Origin of the sequence: Sinorhizobium sp. P24N7, assembly GCF_042436655.1 — a bacterium.
GTDB classification, from domain to species: domain Bacteria; phylum Pseudomonadota; class Alphaproteobacteria; order Rhizobiales; family Rhizobiaceae; genus Sinorhizobium; species Sinorhizobium meliloti_A.
Map to the genome: position 1 here is coordinate 263,175 of NZ_JBHMIW010000010.1, position 14,429 is coordinate 277,603.

The window sequence follows — 14,429 nt, forward strand, 5'->3', positions numbered from 1 at the left end:
TTTCACGAACGACGGAGACAGAAATGGGACAAGCCGTACGAATCCCCACGAACGAGCGTCAAAGATTGCTCGCAGTCCGTTCGCTCAATTCAATCGGCAGCGCTCCCACGCCCGAACTCGCAACCCTGGCCGAGCTTGCCAAGGGCATCTTCGACGTTTCCTACGCCGCCATAAACATCATCGACGAAGACTGGCAGCGGATCGCCGGTCAGGCGGGCTTGAGGATCGGCGAATGCTCGCGCGAGATGTCCATATGCACGCGGGTCGTCTTCGCGGACGAACTCCTCATTATCCCGGATCTGGCGGAAGACCGTGAACTGAAAACGAGACCGTATGTGGTCGGAAGCCCGCACTTCCGCTTTTACGCCGGCGCGCCCGTCTATCTCGAGAACCTGCCCGTCGGCAGCTTCTGCATCCTCGATGGCCGGCCCAGGGATCTTTCCGACGAGCAGGCGCAGAACCTGCGCCGATTTGCGGCGGTCGCCAGTGCGCTTTTGAGCCTGCAGAAGGCCAATCTCGTCATGGGCCTCGCCCATAACCAATTACAGAATGCGGCCATCACCGATCCGTTGACGGGCCTGTTCAACCGCTCGGCCCTGTCGTCGATCGTCGACGGGGCTCTCCACCACGCGATTGCCGCGGGTCAGACCTTCGGGGCTCTTTATCTCGACATGGATGGATTCAAGGCGATCAACGACGAGCTTGGCCATCACGCCGGCGACGAGGTTCTGTACGAGGCCGCCAACCGAATTCGCTCGGTCATCAGAGCAGGCGATATCGCGATCCGCATGGGCGGCGACGAATTCGCCGTTTTCATTCCAAATCCGCCCAATGCGCCGGCGCTCGCAGCGGTTTCGCAGCGGCTGGTCGCAGCCTTTCGCGAACCCTTCCAGGTAGACGGCAAGGCGGTCCTCGCACGCATCAGCATCGGCGGCGCCCTCGCCCCGTCCAACGGGCAGCAACGAGCGGAGCTGCTGAACAGCTGCGACAGGGCTCTCTACGCGGCAAAGCGTGACGGTCGCGACCGTTTCGTCGTCCTCGACGCCTGACGGAAAGGCAACGACAATGAGAGCTGCATGGTACGAGAAGAATGGCGCCGCCCGCGATGTCCTGGAGGTTGGCAGCCTTCCCGAGCCTATCCCCGGCCCCGGAGAGGTCCGCGTCCGCATACATGCGTCCGGCGTCAATCCGTCCGATGTGAAGGCCAGGGCCGGACGGCCCCTCATTGCCGGGCGAATGATCCCGCACAGTGATGGCGCGGGCATTATCGACGCGGTGGGAACGGGCGTCGCAGGCGAGCGCATCGGCGAGCGAGTATGGACCTGGAATGCCGCCTGGCGGCGTTCGAACGGTACGGCTGCCGAATATGTGGTCCTTCCGCAGGATCAGGCGGTTCACCTGCCCGATAACGTATCTTTCGAGCAGGGCGCCTGCCTCGGCATTCCAGCGCTGACGGCACTTCGCGCGGTGACCACGGACGGAGCCGTATTTGGAAAAACCGTGCTGGTCACCGGCGGTGCGGGCGCAGTCGGCGCTTACGCCATTCAGTTCGCCAGGCTTTATGGCGCGGCGCGCATCGTCACGACCGTCAGTTCGTCGGAAAAGGCCGAAATCTGCACGCAGCTGGGAGCCGACCACACGATCAACTACAGAACGGAAGATGTCGTCGACCGGATAGGGGGCATCACCAACGGGCGCGGCGTCGACCGAGTCATAGAGGTGGACGCCGCCACGAATGTCGAGATGCTGCCAGGCATCATAGCGCGGGACGGGCTTTGCGTAATATACGGCTCCAGCAAGCCGGAAATCTCATTCGAGTTCTTTCCGATGATCCTCGCCGGCGCCGCGGCGCGGTTCTTCATCGTCTATGAGATGTCGCCGGAAGTGCGCGAGCAGACCGTCGGCGCGCTGCAAGGGCAGCTGGCATCCGGGCTTCTCAGACATCATATCGCCGAAACATTCGCGCTGGACGACATCGCCGCAGCCCACGAGGCGGTCGAGAGCGGGAAACCAGTCGGCAACGTCGTCGTTTCTCTCGCTCGGTAGGCCGCGGCAAGGCCCGATGAAAACCGCGGCACCGGAGGCCGGGTGGTGCGTCCGTATCGGGGCCGACGTTCGAACCGTTCGGCTCACACGTACAATCGTGGAAGTGCTCTAAAAGCTCTCGCCTGCAATTCCTAAAATGTGGCGCATTGAGTCGCGGCCGGCAATCGAGCCCGGGCGCGACATTGGCTTCGTCGGTGGCGATGCAAGCCTGACGCTGCAAGCCGCTGAAGTCCTTCGGTTTTTCTTTTCAGGAAGCGAGCACCGACTCGGCGCGGAAAAAATCTACGTCGATCGCGCAGAACGAAGTTGACAGAGGGCAAATCTATGTCCAACATATATATACGCTGTCTTCTATTAGAAGACAATAGGCTGTATGGAATTTTTGCAAAATGTCGGTTCGACCCTTATCATCGGTGCTCAAGACCCTCGCAGCGTTCGAGTGCATCGCCGCTGCACCGGAGCCGCTGCGCCTCGTCGACATCGCGCGCCAACTTGGCGAAGCGCGGGGTGCGGCCCATCAGCGCCTCGTTACCCTCGTGGAAGCCGGATGGATCGAGCAGACGCCCGACGGCCGGTATCGTTTGACGCTTCGCATCGTCGGGCATGCGGCAATGGCGCTCGAACAATCCAATCTCGGCGCGCGCTTTGCAGGCGTTCTGGAAGAGATGGTCACTCAGAGTGGTGAGACCGCCTCGCTCGCCGTTCTCGACGGAAAATCCGCGGTCATCGTTCGGCGGGTGGAGTCGCGAGGCGTTCTTCGCGCGGACCTTCGGATCGGAACGCAGCTCCGTCTCGATCGCACCGCCTTCGGCCGGGTGCTCGTATCGTTCTCGCGTCCGGAAATAGTCGACCGGCTACGGGCGCAGGGCGTCGAACTGCCGGATGACCAGATCGTCGCCGAGGTGCGCCGGTGCGGCTACGCCATTTCGGAGGTCGAAGGGCCACGGACCGTATCGGCCGTCGCCGCCCCGATCATCGATGCGCAGAACGAATGCATCGGCGCGCTCGCGCTTTCCGGCCCGTTCACAGGTTTCGACACTGACAAGTGCGCCCGGATCGTCGTCGCAGCCGCGGCGGCAAGCGCCGCGCGCCTGCGAGGAGAACAATGAAATGAGCGCCCTGAAGAAACCCGCGCCGGAGTCGGAGGCACACCGCATCGCGCGGCTGATGCGTTCGCCGGCCGACATCATGAAGCCAGAAAGGCTCGCCGCCATCCAGCCGTCGCGCATCAGCGCATCGCGCGCGCTGATGAGCCGCGCCGTCGGTCAGCGCTGGCAGATTCTGTGCAAGCGCTTCGACATCGACGCCAAGGGCAACGGCGTCGCCGAATACCGCATCGACATCGGCGGCTGGCGCTTCAGCTTTCCCGTCTATTCATTCGAGCCCTCGCCGCACGGCCGTACGGGCCGCATCATCGGCCGGGCCTGGGATATGATGGGCGCTCTGGTCGAAGGCGACATGAGCGATCGGGATTTCGAAACGACCCGAACCGAGCTTCCGAAGCTCTATGAGGGCCGCGCCACGCCAGGAACGCTGATCTGGTGCCGCTCCAACCGCAGCGGCCGCTTCTTCGAAGGCGCGAAGGCTGCGCTCCAGGCCGGTCGCCAGCCCAACGTCGCCGAGCTCGCTCAGACCTGCTATCTGATGCGCAATACCGGCCTCGACGGCAACGGCACCTTCGGGACCAAGTCCTTCCTCGCCTATGGGGGCGATCACCCGCTCCGCTGGTCGCTCGCCGCCCAGATGCTCTGCGCCTATATGATGCGCGTCTTTGCCCAGGATCTCCTTGCCCATCTCGTCCGGCTCGAAGCCCCTGCAGCCCCGCAGATGGCGATCGAGCTCCGCCGCTTCCTCGGGGTCGGCAACGGCTCGGCGCTTGGCCTGATGCTCTTCGTCAACAACCATCCGCGCCTGATCGAGCGCTGGCTCTTCATCCGCGAGGAGGCGATCGCGCGCGCCAAGGCGCTCACACCGGACGAAGCAGGCTCGGAGATCGCCAAGCTGCTGAGCCTTGTCGATAAAGCGATCACCTTCCGGTCCGAGGACCGCGTGCAGTACGAGAACGTCACGCGCTCCGAGGTCGTGGCGCGGGAACTCGGCGTGATCCGCGACGCCGTTGCGAATTTGCTTACCCGCTGGCAGAGCGGCAGCCGCTTCGAAAGCGAGCCCTTTGCCGAGCTTGCTGCATCCCTCGAGTGCCGCGTCCATGCGGAAGCCATGGAAACCCTCCATTCCCTCCTCATAGAGCTCGTTGGCGAAGAGGCCGACCAGCTCGTGGAAGGTCTGGTCATCGATGAAGAGCTGACGGGCCGGCCGGAAATGCCGGTCGCCCGGCTGCGCGAGATCCTGAGAAATGACTACGCCTGGGCTTTCGGACTCGATCTCGATATCGAGCCCGGAAAGCGATACGTCTGGTACAAATCGGTTTCCGCCGAGGAGCCGCGCCGCGGCCCCGCTGCGGAAGTCGGCGAGAATGTCGTCAATCTCGGCCTCGACCTGCCACGGCTCGTGGTTGCCCTCGACCGCGACCTCGCCGGCGCCGATCCGACCCTCAGCACGGCCCGCTTCCTGCTTGCGCATCCCGAACACCGTGCGATCGCCACGCGCGTGCAGGCGCTTGCCGGCACCGGCCTCCACTCGCCGCATGCCGACATCATGAGCGGGGCCTTCACCCCCGCCCATATCACCCGCCTTCTCAATGTCGGCATCCACGGCATCGACAAGACCCGCGATTTTCTCGACCGCAACCTGCGCGGCGTTCTGTTCCACGGCGCGCCCGTTCCGGAGGACATTGCTGCCGGCAGCGCCGACGACCTGTGGTTCTACCCTTCGGAGCCGTGCCTATGAGTTCCCGCCAGTCCAACCTTCCTTCGACCCTCACCGTAAGCCTTCGCGAACTGCGAATGGTCTTCGAGCGGCTGATACAGGTCACGCGGCTCGATGCGGGTCTCGTACCCTCGCTAAGGGATTGCGCACTTTATTCCGCAGCGCTCGGCCTCGGCGGCTTCGCCCGGCTGGCTCACAACCTCGAGGCGGTGCGATCGGCAAATCCGCATGCGCTGAGCCTAACAGCGGACGCCGAGCGCCTCATTGTCGACTGCGGCGGGCAGCACACATGGATCGCCGCCGATGCGGTGCTCGATCTCGCAGCGGAGCGTCTGCGCACGCAGGGCTCGGGGGCGGTCGAGGTCCGTAACGCCACCGAGATCGGCGAACTGAGGATCGTCGAGGCTCTTGCGCAGCGTTTTGGACTGCAGGCCGAGGTCGCGATCGACGAGACCGCCGGCTCTGCCGAGATCGTCGTCTCGCCCGCCCCGAAGGCAATGGATGCCACGGTTCTCGAAAGAATCAGGCGCGACGGGCTGACCGTCGATGCGGCTCTCTGGTGGCAGCTGTTCCACCGGTCCGCCGAAGCACTCGCGCCCGATTCCTACCTGTCGCGCCGCCACGCCGGGCCGATCATCGTCGAGGCCGACGGCAAGGTCATCGGTCGGCAGGACGAGGACGAGACGGACCTGTCCCTGCTCATCGCCGGCGCCGCGGACCACGGCACGACGGCAATCAATAACTGAGATGGAACGACCATGATCATCGATGCACTTCAATGCGGTCATTTCAACCGCGAGTCCTTCGAGGCGCTGAGGCAGGGCGGCTACAGCGCGGTGACGCCGACGCTCGGTTTCTGGGAAGGGACGATGGAGTCTCTCGACTCGCTTGCCCGCTGGCGAGACCTGGAGCGTGACAACGCCGACCTCATCCTTATCGCCAGAACGGCCGCCGATATCGAGCGCGCCGAAAGGGAGGGAAAGCTGGCGGTGGTGCTCGGCTACCAGAATTCCAACCTCTTCGAGGACCGCATCGCATTCGTCGAGTTTTTCGCCGAACTCGGCGTGCGCGTCGTGCAACTGACCTACAACAACCAGAACGAGCTCGGCGGCTCCTGCTACGAGGAAAACGACAGCGGGCTTGCCCGCTTCGGCCGCGATGTCGTGCGGGAAATGAACCGCGTCGGCATGCTGGTCGATCTTTCCCATGTCGGCGACCGGACCACCCTCGACACGATCGAGTGGTCGGAGAAGCCCGTGGCGATCACCCATGCCAATGCCGCTTCGCTCTTCGCGCATAAGCGCAATAAGTCCGACAAGGTGATCAAAGCCCTTTCCGAGCGCGGCGGCGTCATCGGCTGCGTCGCCTATCGCAACATCACGCCCGACGCTGCCTGCGCCACCGTCGACGGCTGGTGCGAGATGGTTGCCCGCACCGTCGACATCGCCGGCATCGACCATGTCGGCATCGGCACCGACATTTCGCATAACCACACCCCACGCGACTACGACTGGATGCGCAAGGGCCGCTGGACCCGCTCGGTCCAGTACGGTGCCGGCTCGCCTCAGCGGCCCGGGGCCGTGGCGAAACCGGAATGGCTGCTCAAGCCGCAGAACCTGCAGGACGTCGCCCCGGCCCTGCTGCGCGCCGGTTTCAATCAGGAGGAGGCGAACAAGATCCTCCGCGGCAACTGGCTCCGCCTCTACGCGGAGGTCTTCCGCCCGGACTGACCGGATCCAAAAACCGATTCAAAAAACAAGAAGAGCCGCCGCTTTGGGCGAGCGGCCACGGGAATAGCAGACAGACGACCATTCGACATCAAGGAGAACCACGAATGGAAATGTTCAAGAAAGCATCAGCCACGCCGCTGTCGCGACGCACCGTTCTCGGCGCCGGTCTTTTCGGGACCGCAATGCTGGCCTCCCCCTACATCCGGCGCGCCAGCGCGGAGGAAAACGTCCTCTACGTAAACACCTGGGGCGGCGACTGGGAGGCATCGGTCAAAAAGTTCCTGTTCGAACCCTTCACGGCGGATACGGGAATAGAGATCCGGACCGTCTCGCCGATATCCTTCGCCAAGCTCGCTGCGCAGAAGACCACGGGCGTCTACGAATTCGACGTGACCACGCTCGGCGTCGCCGATGTCGCGCGCGCCAATGGCGCTGGTCTCCTCGAGGCGCTGGAAGGTCACGTCGACACCTCCAAGCTTTGGGAAGGCGCCATCTACCAAAACGGGCTGTCGACGCATGGCTTTGCCACGCAGATGGCCTACAATGCCGCGAAATTCCCGGAAGCGTTGAAGAACTGGTCCGACTTCTTCAATGCCGAGAAGTTTCCGGGCAACCGCAGTCTGCAGCGTCACGCCGCCCGCGTCCTGGCGATCGCGCTGCTAGCCGACGGCGTTCCGGCCGACCAGCTCTTTCCCTATGACCTCGACCGCGCTTTCGCCTCGCTCGACCGGATCAAGGACCACGTCCGCGTCTGGTGGACCGCCGGGCCACAGGCGCGGCAGATACTGACCGACGGCGAGGTGGACATGGCAGGCCTCTGGGACAGCGACGCCTTCGGCGCCAAGGAGGCATCGAAGGATCCGATCGAGATCGTCTGGGACCAGGCCGTCGTCGACAAGGCCTGCTGGATCGTCGCCAAAGACAGCCCGCGCGCCGAAAACGGCTTCAAGCTGATCAGCCATATCGGCCAGAACGCAGAGGGGCTCGCGAAGTTCTGCATCGCCGACCAGAACGGCCCGATGAACCCGAAATCCTTCGATTTCATTCCCACCGAGGTCGCGGCCAGAATGCCGACCCATCCGGAGCATCTGGCCCGGGCCGTCATGCTGGACGGGGCGAAGCTGCTGCCCCAACTCGACGAGCTGTCCACCCGCTTCGAAAGCTGGGTCGGAATCTAAGCAGCGCATCCGGTCCCGGTAAGTGCGGCCGGAAAATGCAATGCATCGGATAGGGTGCCGGCGATGCCTGCGCCGGTACCGGCCGTCCGCGACGGAGACCCTATCCGAGGGTAAAGGAGCAATGTCATGAAACTCCGGACGTCCCCGATCCTGGTAGAAGGGCCCATGCCGCTGATGGCTCCGGCGGTGATCTTCCTTGCGCTCTTCTTTCTCGTTCCGCTTGGCTACGTGGTCTGGATGAGCGTGTCGCAGCCCGTGATCGGATTGCAGAATTTTGGCCGGCTGCTGAATTCCAGTCTGTTCGCCTCGGTCCTCTACAACACGTTCAAGACGGCGCTCCTGGTGACGCTGCTGAGCCTTCTCTTCGCCTATCCGCTCGCCTATGCCGCGGCGAATGGCTCGAAGCGCTTTGCGACTTTCCTGTTGACGGTCGTCGCCCTCTCGTTCTGGACCAGCTATCTGGTGCGCACCTATGCCTGGATGGTCATCCTCGGCAATCAGGGGCCGGTGACGGCGCTCCTCACGTGGTTCGGTTGGGACCGCGCGCCGAAGATCCTGTTCACCACCTTCAGCGCCACGCTCGCCATGACCCACGCCCTTATTCCCTTCATGACCATGTCGCTCTTCGCCGTGATGAAACGGATCGACCCGCTCTATGTCCGCGCTGCGGAAAACCTCGGCGCGCACCCGCTTCGCGCCTTCGTCTCCGTCTATCTGCCGTTGAGCGCGCCCGGCATCGTCAATGGCTGCACCCTGGTCTTCATCACCTGCCTCGGCTTCTACGTCATGCCCGTCCTGCTCGGGAGCCCACGCGACCAGATGATCGCCGGCATCATCGGAGACCAGATCGAGCAGACCCTCGACTTCGGCCTCGGCTCGGCGATCTCGATCGTGCTGTTGGCGCTGACGCTCGCGGTCTATGCGCTCTACAACCGCTTCTTCGGTCTCGACCGCCTTTGGGCGGGAGGTGACCGATGAGCCTCTGGGTCCGTTCTCTGGCAATTCTGATCGCCGCCTTCGTCGCGGCGCCGATGTTCATCGTCATTCCGATGTCCTTCAGCTCGGCGGCATCGCTCGCCTTCCCGCCGCCCGGCTATACGCTTCAGAACTACGTCAACTTCTTCTCCGACCCGAACTGGACGCAGCCGCTGACCAACAGCCTGCTGATCGGCCTCGGCACGGTCTGCGTGACGATGCTCGTCGCCGTTCCGGCCTCTTTCGCCCTGGTGCGGCACGTGTTCATGGGGCGCACGGTCTTCAACCTTCTGATCATGCTGCCGATGATCGTGCCCACCATCGTCATGGCGCTCGGCTACTACATCTATTTCGGGCAGCTCCGGCTGGTTCAGAGCTATCTCGGCGTGATCCTCGCCCATAGCTGCATCGCCCTGCCGATGTCGACGCTGATCCTGACGGCGGCGCTCAAGGGCTTCGACCGCTCGGTGGAACGCGCCGCGATGAATCTGGGGGCTTCGCCGCTCACGACCTTCCGGCTTATCACCTTTCCGATCCTGCGGCCGGCCTTCACCGTCGCCGGGCTCTTCGCCTTCATCGCATCCTTCGATGAGGCCGTCATCGCCCTCTTCATCTCCGGCCGCGACAAGGCGACCTTGCCGCGCCAGATGTTCAACGCCGTCCGCCAGGAAGCGGATCCGACAATTTCGGCCGCCTCGTCCTTCCTGTTCCTGCTCGTTCTCGCCGGCCTCTGCATCTGGCTTGCGCCGCAACTCGTGCGCCGCCGCACCCGCGTGCTGGACCAGACCGACGGCAACGGCGCCGCCGAGCCGGCCGCCGCAGCATCCTGATTTTGGAGCAAAGCCATGAATGCCCGTTCCCTCACCCTTCGCAACGTTACCAAGTCCTATGACGGCAGGCATATGGCTGCCGACGACGTTTCGCTCGACATCAAGGCCGGCGAGTTCGTCTCCTTCCTCGGCCCGTCCGGCTCCGGCAAGACGACGACGCTGATGATGATCGCCGGTTTCCAGCGTCCGACCAGCGGCGAGATCCGGCTCGGCGAGCGCGCAATCGACAACCTGCCGCCGCACAGGCGCAATATCGGCATGGTGTTCCAGAACTATGCGCTCTTCCCGCACATGACGGTCGCCGACAATGTGGGCTTCCCGCTGCGCATGCGCGGCGTCGCCAAGCAAGACAAGGAGCGCCGTTCCCGCGAGGCATTGGCCAAGGTCGGGCTTCTGGGTTTCGAAACGCGCGTGCCCTCCGAGCTTTCCGGCGGCCAACAGCAGCGCGTGGCGCTTGCCCGTGCTCTTGTCTTCGAACCCGACATCATTCTGCTCGACGAGCCGCTCGGCGCGCTCGACAAGGCACTGCGCGAACATATGCAGGTGGAATTGAAGCGCATCCACAAGGACCTCGGCGTCACCATGGTCTACGTCACCCACGACCAGTCGGAGGCCATGACCATGTCAGACCGGATCGCCGTCTTCAATCAGGGGCGGATCGAACAGGTCGGCACGCCGAACGAGATCTACCGCGCGCCGAAGACCCGCTTCGTCGCATCCTTCATCGGTGACAGCAACCTCATCGAGGGCTCGTCGCTCGGCGACGGAAGATTCGACACGCCGGTCGGCATTGTCGAGGCGCGGAGCAGGCAAGCGGAGCGCAACCGGCGGGCCGATCTGCTGCTCAGACCTGAAATGATCCGCATCGCCGAAACCTCACAGGGCGGACGCCAGCCGCTGAAGATCGACAGCACGATCAACTACGGCGACAACCTGCTCGTCATCGGGAAGCTCGGCACGCAGCCAATCCGCATGCGGGTCCCCGGCGCCGAAGCGCGCAGGATCGAGGGCATTTCCGAATGCCACGTGACCTGGCGCGCCGAGGATGTCCACGTCATCGCCTGATCCGAACTCCGGTTGCCGATGGAGCCGCACATGAACGACCGTCCGAATTCCCTCCACGCTCTCGACAAGCAGAGCCTCGTCCACCCCTACACGAACCTGGCCGTGCATCAGGAAACCGGGCCGCACGTGATCACCGGCGGCGACGGCATCTATGTCGTCGACGACGAAGGAAGACGCTACATCGAGGGATTGGCGGGTCTGTTCTGCGCCGGTCTAGGCTTCAGCGAGCAGCGCCTCGTGGAGGCCGCGACGCGACAGCTCAAGACGATGCCCTTCTATCACTCCTTCGCGCACAAATCGACGGAGCCGGGCATCAGGCTGGCGGAGAAGCTCCTGGCGATCGCGCCGGTACCGATGTCGAAGGTGTTCTTCGCCGGCTCCGGGTCGGAAGCGAACGACACGGCGATCAAGCTCATCTGGTACTACAACAACGCTCTCGGGCGTCCCGGGAAGAAGAAGATCATCTCGCGCCGCAAGGCCTATCACGGCGTCACCGTCGCAACCGCGAGCCTCACCGGTCTGCCGTTCAATCACCGCGATTTCGACCTGCCGATCGCCAACATTCTCCATACCGATTGCCCGCACTACTGGCGCTTCGCCGAGATCGGGGAGACGGAGGAAGACTTCGCCACGCGCATGGCCGACAACCTCGAAGCGATGATCCTCGAAGAGGGTCCGGAAACGATCGCCGCCTTCTTCGCCGAGCCCGTCATGGTCTCGGGCGGCGTCATCACCCCGCCGAAAGGCTATTTCGAAAAGGTCCAGGCGGTCCTCCGCAAATACGATATCCTGCTCGTCGCCGACGAGGTGATCTGCGGCTTTGGCCGCACGGGCAACATGTTCGGCTCAGAAACCTACGGGCTCAAGCCGGACATGATCAGCTGCGCCAAGCAGCTGTCGGCGGCCTATATGCCGATCTCCGCCCTGATGATCAACGAGACGATCGCGGACGCACTGGTGGACCAGAGCCGGAAGATCGGCACCTTCTCGCACGGTTTCACCTATGGCGGCCATCCGGTTGCAGCCGCCGTGGCGCTGGAAGCGCTGACGATTTACGAGGAGATCGACATCGTCGGCCATGTGCGCTCCGTCGCCCCCGCCTTCCAGGAACGTGTGCGTAAGCTCGGCGAGCACCCGCTGATCGGAGAAGCGCGCGGCGTCGGTCTCGTTGCCGGTCTCGAATTCGTCAAGGACAAAGCGACCAAGGAGAATTTTGCGCCCGCCCTGCAGGTGGCAAACCAGGCCGGCAAGTTCGCGACCGCCCGCGGCGTCCTGACACGCGGCCTCGGCGACATGGTGAGCCTCTGCCCCGCGATGATCATCGATGACGAGCAGATCGACGACCTGATGACGCGCATGGGGCTGGCGCTTGATGATACGCTGGCCTGGGCACGCGCCGAGGGACATGTCGCCTGAGGGAAGATCATGAATCCGGAAACCACTGCAGTCCCCTATGAGCGCCTCGGCATGCTGATCGATGGCCGCTGGATCTACGAGACGGAGCGGAGCACCGACGTGGTGGATCCCGCCACGGGCCAGACGATTGCTCAGCTGCCTTTGGCGACCGATGGCGAGATTGCCGAAGCCGTTGCCTCCTCGCAGCGCGCATTCGAGAGCTGGAAGGATCGCTCCCCGCTCGAGCGGGGCCAGATCCTGCGCCGCTTCGCAGACCTCGCCCGCAAGCATGCCGACGAGATCGCCCGCAACATGACGCGCGACCAGGGCAAGCCGCTCGGTGAGGCGATCGGCGAAGTCCGTTTCGCCGCCGACCATGCCGATTGGCACGCAGAGGAAGCGCGCCGCATCTACGGACGGGTCATTCCCGCGCGCGATCCGCGCGTACAGCAGATGGTCCTTCGCGAACCGGTGGGGGTCTGTATCGCCTTCACCCCTTGGAATTTCCCCTTCAGCCAGGCGCTGCGCAAGGTGGTGGCGGCGCTTGCAAGCGGCTGCACCGTGATCCTCAAGGGACCGGGAGAATCCCCCTCCTCCACGGTCGCGATCGGCCGGCTGATGCAGGAGGCCGGGCTGCCGGACGGCTGTCTCAACATTCTCTGGGGCGACCCGGCCCACCTGTCGGAGACGCTGCTGGCGGCGCCGGAAGTCAGAAAGATATCCTTCACGGGTTCGGTCGAGGTCGGGAAGCATCTCGCGAGCCTTGCGGGCAGGTACATGAAGCGGTCCACGATGGAGCTCGGGGGTCATGCGCCGGTGATCATCTTCGACGACGCCGACATCGATGCGGCAGCCGACGCGCTTGCCGGCCAGAAGGTGCGTAATGCGGGCCAGGTCTGCATCTCTCCGACACGGTTTTACGTGCAGGCGAAAGGGCACGACCGTTTCCTGGCACGCTTTGCCGAGAAGATCGCTTCGACAAGGGTCGGCAACGGTTTCGAGGAGAGCGTACAGATGGGCCCGCTCTGCCACGCCCGACGCGTCGCTGCCATGGAGGGTTTCGTTCAGGACGCGCGCGAGCAGGGTGCCGAGATCGTCACCGGCGGCGAGCGCGTTGGGAATGCGGGATTTTTCTACGCGCCAACCGTGGTCGCCGGCGGCACCGATGAACTGCGCCTGATGAAGGAGGAGCCCTTCGGACCGATCGCCGTCGTGACGCCCTTCGGCGAGTTCGACGAGGTGATCCGTCGCGCCAACAGCCTGCCCTTCGGTCTTGCGTCCTATGTGTTCACCGGCTCGAGCAGCCGCGCACGGCATGCCGCACGCGCCCTTGCAGCCGGAATGGTGAGCATCAACCATTTCGGCCTGGCGCTGCCGGAGACCCCCTTCGGAGGAATCAACGACAGCGGCTACGGCAGCGAGGGAGGCTTGGAGACTTTCGACGGCTATCTGAATGCGAAGTTCGTCACCCGTTTCGACCAAGTCCCGCAGTGAACCTATCCGACAGACGAAACGAGCGAGAAGAGCATGTTTGAAGTCATCGATACCGGCGCCGATCCGTCGGATGTTCCGGTCAGCGAAGCGGTTCGCGCCGGCGATCTTTTCTGGTCGGTGCACATCTCGGAGGACCCGGTCACCGGCGAGCCGGTCTTTGGCGACATCGAAACGCAGGCGCGCCGCACGCTGCAGAATCTGGAAATCGCGATCAAGGCCGCCGGCGGCTCCGTCGCAAATGTCGTGCAGATGCAGGTGTTCCTCACTGAAAGAGCCGACGCTCCCGGCATGAACAGGGTCTATACCGAGTTCTTCAGGGAGCCCTATCCGGTGCGCGCGACCGTGGTCGTCAAGGAGCTCATCACCCCGGGCCTGCGCATCGAGGTCCTTGCCCATGCGGTGCTCGAGGGTGCTTGATCGCAGCGCACGGCCCGAATTCAGCAAGGCGTGAGAAACACGAATGTTCGAGAAAGTCGAAACCGGAATTGCCGCATCCCGCTCTCCCTTGAGCGGTACCGTGAAGGCGGGCCGGATCGTGAGATCGGCTCACATAGCGAAGAACCCGGCGACCGGCGAACTCGTCACCGGGGACATCGAGTACCAGGCGCGACAGGTATTCTCCAACCTCCGGCAGGCGCTTGAAGCCGCCGGAAGCACGCTTGCCGCTGTCGTGCAGATACAGGTCTATCTGGTCGACCGGGCCGATGCCCCGAGCATGAACAAGATATACCGCGAATTCTTCGCGCCTCCCTTTCCCGTGCGGGCGACAGTCGTCACGGAGCTCCTTTCACCCGGCATCCGCCTGGAAATCCTCGCCACTGCGGTCTGCTCCCCGGATTGAGCAGTTCAAGCGACAGCCCAAGCCGGCTGCACGCGTCGCTGCTGCAAGC

15 protein-coding genes are annotated in these 14,429 nt (G+C 63.9%); all 15 read left to right on the top strand.

The genetic code is table 11. The annotated features are described in order from the left end of the window. Positions 1-23: 23 nt before the first annotated feature. The 15 genes from ACFHWW_RS19550 to ACFHWW_RS19620 all read left to right on the top strand — a co-directional run bounded on the left by ACFHWW_RS19550 (position 24) and on the right by ACFHWW_RS19620 (position 14,380). Positions 24-1,049, top strand: a complete 1,026-nt coding sequence (locus tag ACFHWW_RS19550) for a sensor domain-containing diguanylate cyclase (RefSeq protein ID WP_275598757.1) — start codon at positions 24-26, stop codon at positions 1,047-1,049. 16 nt (positions 1,050-1,065) lie between these two features. Then, positions 1,066-2,046, top strand: a complete 981-nt coding sequence (locus ACFHWW_RS19555; protein WP_379940219.1) for an NADPH:quinone reductase — start codon at positions 1,066-1,068, stop codon at positions 2,044-2,046. Positions 2,047-2,182: 136 nt separating this feature from the next. Then, the gene (locus ACFHWW_RS19560) at positions 2,183-2,356 is read left to right on the top strand and encodes a hypothetical protein (protein ID WP_379940221.1); all 174 of its coding nucleotides are present in this window, start codon (positions 2,183-2,185) and stop codon (positions 2,354-2,356) included. A gap of 79 nt (positions 2,357-2,435) precedes the next feature. Next, positions 2,436-3,155, top strand: coding sequence for an IclR family transcriptional regulator (locus tag ACFHWW_RS19565; protein WP_275598755.1), 720 nt, complete (start codon positions 2,436-2,438; stop codon positions 3,153-3,155). 1 nt (position 3,156) lies between these two features. Further along, the gene (locus ACFHWW_RS19570; RefSeq protein WP_379940223.1) at positions 3,157-4,893 is read left to right on the top strand and encodes a hypothetical protein; all 1,737 of its coding nucleotides are present in this window, start codon (positions 3,157-3,159) and stop codon (positions 4,891-4,893) included. After that, entirely contained in the window at positions 4,890-5,618 is a 729-nt protein-coding gene (locus tag ACFHWW_RS19575) for a hypothetical protein (RefSeq protein WP_379940225.1), read from the top strand. Before ACFHWW_RS19570 ends, ACFHWW_RS19575 begins: the two co-directional genes overlap by 4 nt. 12 nt (positions 5,619-5,630) lie before the next feature. Continuing rightward, positions 5,631-6,602 (top strand): membrane dipeptidase, encoded by a 972-nt coding sequence (locus ACFHWW_RS19580; protein ID WP_100672384.1) that lies wholly within the window; start codon positions 5,631-5,633, stop codon positions 6,600-6,602. A gap of 104 nt (positions 6,603-6,706) precedes the next feature. Then, positions 6,707-7,780, top strand: coding sequence for an extracellular solute-binding protein (locus ACFHWW_RS19585; RefSeq protein WP_379940227.1), 1,074 nt, complete (start codon positions 6,707-6,709; stop codon positions 7,778-7,780). Positions 7,781-7,906: 126 nt separating this feature from the next. Beyond that, the gene (locus ACFHWW_RS19590) at positions 7,907-8,758 is read left to right on the top strand and encodes an ABC transporter permease (RefSeq protein ID WP_379940229.1); all 852 of its coding nucleotides are present in this window, start codon (positions 7,907-7,909) and stop codon (positions 8,756-8,758) included. Then, entirely contained in the window at positions 8,755-9,585 is an 831-nt protein-coding gene (locus ACFHWW_RS19595) for an ABC transporter permease (protein WP_379940231.1), read from the top strand. The genes ACFHWW_RS19590 and ACFHWW_RS19595 overlap by 4 nt, the downstream gene beginning before the upstream one ends. A gap of 15 nt (positions 9,586-9,600) precedes the next feature. Next, positions 9,601-10,650: an ABC transporter ATP-binding protein gene (locus ACFHWW_RS19600; RefSeq protein WP_379940234.1), complete on the top strand. Its 1,050-nt coding sequence runs from the start codon at positions 9,601-9,603 to the stop codon at positions 10,648-10,650. Between the two features lie 30 nt (positions 10,651-10,680). Continuing rightward, on the top strand, positions 10,681-12,066 hold the full coding sequence (locus ACFHWW_RS19605; protein WP_379940236.1) for an aspartate aminotransferase family protein: 1,386 nt from the start codon (positions 10,681-10,683) through the stop codon (positions 12,064-12,066). 9 nt (positions 12,067-12,075) lie between these two features. After that, on the top strand, positions 12,076-13,539 hold the full coding sequence (locus ACFHWW_RS19610; protein ID WP_379940238.1) for an NAD-dependent succinate-semialdehyde dehydrogenase: 1,464 nt from the start codon (positions 12,076-12,078) through the stop codon (positions 13,537-13,539). Between the two features lie 33 nt (positions 13,540-13,572). Next, entirely contained in the window at positions 13,573-13,956 is a 384-nt protein-coding gene (locus ACFHWW_RS19615; RefSeq protein WP_275598748.1) for a RidA family protein, read from the top strand. A gap of 43 nt (positions 13,957-13,999) precedes the next feature. Beyond that, complete coding sequence (locus tag ACFHWW_RS19620; RefSeq protein WP_379940241.1) at positions 14,000-14,380, top strand: RidA family protein; 381 nt, start codon at positions 14,000-14,002, stop codon at positions 14,378-14,380. Positions 14,381-14,429 lie beyond the last annotated feature (49 nt).

Excerpts from the sequence above, each read along its gene's own strand:
- ACFHWW_RS19550 (WP_275598757.1), top strand. The coding sequence starts at position 24 with ATGGGACAAGCCGTACGAATCCCCACGAACGAGCGTCAAAGATTGCTC.
- ACFHWW_RS19555 (WP_379940219.1), top strand. The coding sequence starts at position 1,066 with ATGAGAGCTGCATGGTACGAGAAGAATGGCGCCGCCCGCGATGTCCTG.
- ACFHWW_RS19560 (WP_379940221.1), top strand. The coding sequence starts at position 2,183 with ATGTGGCGCATTGAGTCGCGGCCGGCAATCGAGCCCGGGCGCGACATT.
- ACFHWW_RS19565 (WP_275598755.1), top strand. The coding sequence starts at position 2,436 with ATGTCGGTTCGACCCTTATCATCGGTGCTCAAGACCCTCGCAGCGTTC.
- ACFHWW_RS19570 (WP_379940223.1), top strand. The coding sequence starts at position 3,157 with ATGAGCGCCCTGAAGAAACCCGCGCCGGAGTCGGAGGCACACCGCATC.
- ACFHWW_RS19575 (WP_379940225.1), top strand. The coding sequence starts at position 4,890 with ATGAGTTCCCGCCAGTCCAACCTTCCTTCGACCCTCACCGTAAGCCTT.
- ACFHWW_RS19580 (WP_100672384.1), top strand. The coding sequence starts at position 5,631 with ATGATCATCGATGCACTTCAATGCGGTCATTTCAACCGCGAGTCCTTC.
- ACFHWW_RS19585 (WP_379940227.1), top strand. The coding sequence starts at position 6,707 with ATGGAAATGTTCAAGAAAGCATCAGCCACGCCGCTGTCGCGACGCACC.
- ACFHWW_RS19590 (WP_379940229.1), top strand. The coding sequence starts at position 7,907 with ATGAAACTCCGGACGTCCCCGATCCTGGTAGAAGGGCCCATGCCGCTG.
- ACFHWW_RS19595 (WP_379940231.1), top strand. The coding sequence starts at position 8,755 with ATGAGCCTCTGGGTCCGTTCTCTGGCAATTCTGATCGCCGCCTTCGTC.
- ACFHWW_RS19600 (WP_379940234.1), top strand. The coding sequence starts at position 9,601 with ATGAATGCCCGTTCCCTCACCCTTCGCAACGTTACCAAGTCCTATGAC.
- ACFHWW_RS19605 (WP_379940236.1), top strand. The coding sequence starts at position 10,681 with ATGAACGACCGTCCGAATTCCCTCCACGCTCTCGACAAGCAGAGCCTC.
- ACFHWW_RS19610 (WP_379940238.1), top strand. The coding sequence starts at position 12,076 with ATGAATCCGGAAACCACTGCAGTCCCCTATGAGCGCCTCGGCATGCTG.
- ACFHWW_RS19615 (WP_275598748.1), top strand. The coding sequence starts at position 13,573 with ATGTTTGAAGTCATCGATACCGGCGCCGATCCGTCGGATGTTCCGGTC.
- ACFHWW_RS19620 (WP_379940241.1), top strand. The coding sequence starts at position 14,000 with ATGTTCGAGAAAGTCGAAACCGGAATTGCCGCATCCCGCTCTCCCTTG.